The sequence below is a fragment of the Phenylobacterium sp. genome (assembly GCF_036821595.1).
GTDB lineage: Bacteria > Pseudomonadota > Alphaproteobacteria > Caulobacterales > Caulobacteraceae > Phenylobacterium.
The window spans coordinates 1-2,991 of sequence record NZ_DAISJG010000147.1 but is presented as its reverse complement, the minus strand read 5'-3'; the positions used below and the strand labels follow the sequence as shown (position 1 = coordinate 2,991).

Annotated in this window: 3 protein-coding genes and 1 pseudogene; 2 read left to right on the top strand and 2 right to left on the bottom strand. The window is 70.8% G+C overall.

The genetic code is table 11. The features are described from left to right. The coding region (gene argH, locus V7Z97_RS19950) for an argininosuccinate lyase (protein WP_334165307.1) at positions 1–1,049 on the bottom strand (1,049 nt) is incomplete at its 3' end. Between argH and V7Z97_RS19945 the strand changes: the two genes are divergently transcribed. Next, complete coding sequence (locus V7Z97_RS19945; RefSeq protein WP_334165306.1) at positions 1,050–1,685, top strand: TlpA family protein disulfide reductase; 636 nt, start codon at positions 1,050–1,052, stop codon at positions 1,683–1,685. Positions 1,686–1,704: 19 nt separating this feature from the next. Here the strand turns inward: V7Z97_RS19945 and V7Z97_RS19940 are convergent, their stop codons facing one another. Further along, on the bottom strand, positions 1,705–2,097 hold the full coding sequence (locus tag V7Z97_RS19940) for a helix-turn-helix domain-containing protein (protein ID WP_334165305.1): 393 nt from the start codon (positions 2,095–2,097) through the stop codon (positions 1,705–1,707). 206 nt (positions 2,098–2,303) lie between these two features. Here V7Z97_RS19940 and V7Z97_RS19935 point away from each other — a divergent pair. Further along, positions 2,304–2,991, top strand: a pseudogene (locus V7Z97_RS19935) (hypothetical protein); the annotation flags it as partial.

The following is a 2,991-nucleotide window of genomic DNA, read 5'->3' as shown; positions in this document are numbered from 1 at the left end:
GCCTCGAAGGTGGGGACCTTGTCCTCCTGCATGTCCTTCGAATAGGTCAGCGGCAGGCCCTTCATCACCACGGTGAGCTGGGTGAAGGACCCCAGTAGCCGGCCCACCTTGGCCCGCACCAGCTCGGCCGCGTCGGGGTTCTTCTTCTGCGGCATGATCGACGAGCCGGTGGTGAAGGCGTCCGACAGCTTCACGAAGCCGAACTGCGGCGTCATCCAGATCACGATCTCCTCGGCCAGCCGGGAGAGGTGGGTCGCGCAGATGGTCGCCGCCGCGAGCGCCTCCAGGGCGAAGTCGCGGTCGGCGACACTGTCGAGGGAGTTGGCGGTGGGCCGGTCGAAGCCCAGGGCCTGGGCGGTCATGTTCCGGTCGATGGGGAAGGGGGAGCCGGCCAGGGCCGCGGCGCCCAGCGGGCTCTCGTTCATCCGGGCCCGGGCGTCGGCGAAGCGGGAGGCGTCGCGGCCGAACATCTCCACATAGGCCATCAGGTGGTGGCCGAAGGTCACCGGCTGGGCCGGCTGCAGGTGGGTGAACCCCGGCATGATCGCGCCGGCGTGCGGCTCGGCCTTGGCGACCAGCGCCTTCTGCAGGGCGCGCACCTGGTCGATCGTGCGGTCGCAGGCCTCGCGGACCCACATGCGGAAGTCGAGCGCCACCTGGTCGTTGCGGGAGCGCGCGGTGTGCAGCCGGCCGGCGGCGGGCCCGATCAGCTCGCGCAGCCGGGCCTCCACATTCATGTGGATGTCCTCGTATTCCTCGCGGAACGGGAAGGTCCCGGCCTCGATCTCGGCGAGGATGGTGGCGAGCCCGCCCTGGATGGCCGCCTCGTCCGCGCTTGAAATGACTCCGGCCGTGCGCAACATCGCCGCGTGCGCCCGGGACCCGGCAAGGTCCTGGGCCGCCAGCCTGCGGTCGAAGCCGATGGAGACGTTGATCGCCTGCATCAGCTCGGCGGGCTTGTCCGAGAAGCGGCCGCCCCACATAGCTTGTCCGCCAGGAGCCTGCCCGGCGGGGGCGGGCTTGGGGGCGTCAGAGGAAGAGTCAGTCATATGAGCGATCAGTCCGCGGCGAAGCCCAGGGGTAGGATCCTGAAGTGGGCCCTCTGGGGCGCCGCCCTCGTCGGCGTCGCGGCGGTTCTCTACATCATGGCGAAGGCGTCCACCAAGCCGGCGCCCGAGGTGAACACCGGGCCGAAGCCTGCCGCCGAGGCCGCCGCGGGCAGCGTGCTCGAGAAATTCAGCCGTGCGGACGGCGCAGGCCCGCCCCCCGACTACCTGTTCCGCGACGCGGACGGCAAGGCGATGAAGATCGCCGACCTGAAGGGGAAGGTGGTGGTCGTGAACCTCTGGGCCACCTGGTGCGCGCCCTGCAAGATCGAGATGCCGACGCTCGCCAAGCTGCAGGCGGACTACGCCGGCAAGCCGGTCGAGGTGGTCGCCATCAGCATCGACAAGGAGCCCGACGTGGCCGAGGCGCGCGCCTTCATCGGCCAGCACCCGCCGCTCAAGTTCTACAGCGACGCCGACGCCAAGCTGCCCTGGCAGGTGAAGCCGGCGGTGGCCGGCATGCCGACCACCATCGTCTACGGCAAGGACGGCTTCGAGCGCGGGCGGGTGGCCGGGGAGGCCGACTGGGGCGCCCCCGACGCCAAGGCGGTGATCGACAGGATCCTGGCGGAGGGCTGAGCCCTCCCCGGGTCCCGCGTCAGGCCACCTCGCGGGCCCGGCCCTGGGCCTCCGTCAGATGCTCGGCCGTGAGCGTCCTCAGGAAGCCGACCAGGGCGCTGCGCGATTCCGGCGGCAGCTTCTCATAAGCGGTCAGCAGTTCGAGGGCGCCCGGCGTTCGCATCCGGCCCAGCATGTCGAGGTCCGCCGGCGCCTCCCGGTCGGAGCCGTCCAGGACGTCCATCAGGTCCACCACGCGGCATTGCAGCGCGCGGGCGATCTGCACGAGCCGCGAGAAGGAAATGCGGTTCGCGCCGTTCTCGTACTTCTGAATTTGCTGGAAACTCACTCCGCACTGCTCAGCCAGTGCTTCCTGCGAGATGCCGATGGTCCGCCGTCGTATTCTGACCGCGGCGCCGAGCGCTATGTCCATCGGATCCGGCGCCTTCGTGGACGGATCTGCCAAGTTCTCTACCTCCCGAGCCCCGCCGAGGTCTGTGTTCGCGACTCATTTTTGAGCGATCGGTCGCGCGCCTCGACTCTGCAGGAGAGTAAATGACTTTATTTCATCTTTGAAAAGCGCTGTTCGGTGAGGTCGGCGCCACGCAACCGAGCTCTGCCTTGCGAGTTGGAATGTCCATGTCCGACGCGCCCCACGACCCTTCGCTGCTGGACCGCCTGGAGGAGCCGCCGCGCCGCCGGCTGGGCCCCGGCCTCGCGGCCGGCGTCCTGATCGCGCTTCTCGCCTCCGGCGGCCTGGCCTGGTGGCTGGCTTCGGACGAGGGTGACGCGCCCGCAAACGTGAGCGTCCAGCACGCCGCCAAGGCGCGGGAGGCGGGGCCCGCGACGCCTACCCTGGCCGACGCCAGCGCCGACGAGACCCAGGTACGTCGGGCCTATGAGCAGTTCCAGGTGGTCTATGCCGACCTCGGAGCCGAGGGACTTGAGCGGTTCTCGCAGGATTGCGCCGGGGCGGTGGCGCAGGATCCGCGCATTCTCGACTACTGCCTGGCCTTCGACACCTTCGCCCGCGCCGTCGCCGCCGATCGGGGCTGGTTCGGCGAGGCCGACCTGCGGCACCTCGACCTCGCGCGCCAGGCCCTGCCCTCCGGCGCCGACCCCGCCCAACGCCTGGTCCAGGTCCGCCAGCTGACCCGGGCGGCCTCCGGCGCGCCGCAGCCGGTGGTGATCGCCAGGGCGCCCGAGGCTCCGCCCATCGTGGTGGCGCAGGCCCCGGTTCCTTCGGCGCCGGCCGCGACCGCTCCCGCTGCCGCCCAGCCCGCGGCGCCTCCCACTCTTCGCGCCGCAAGCCCGCCGCCCCCCAGCC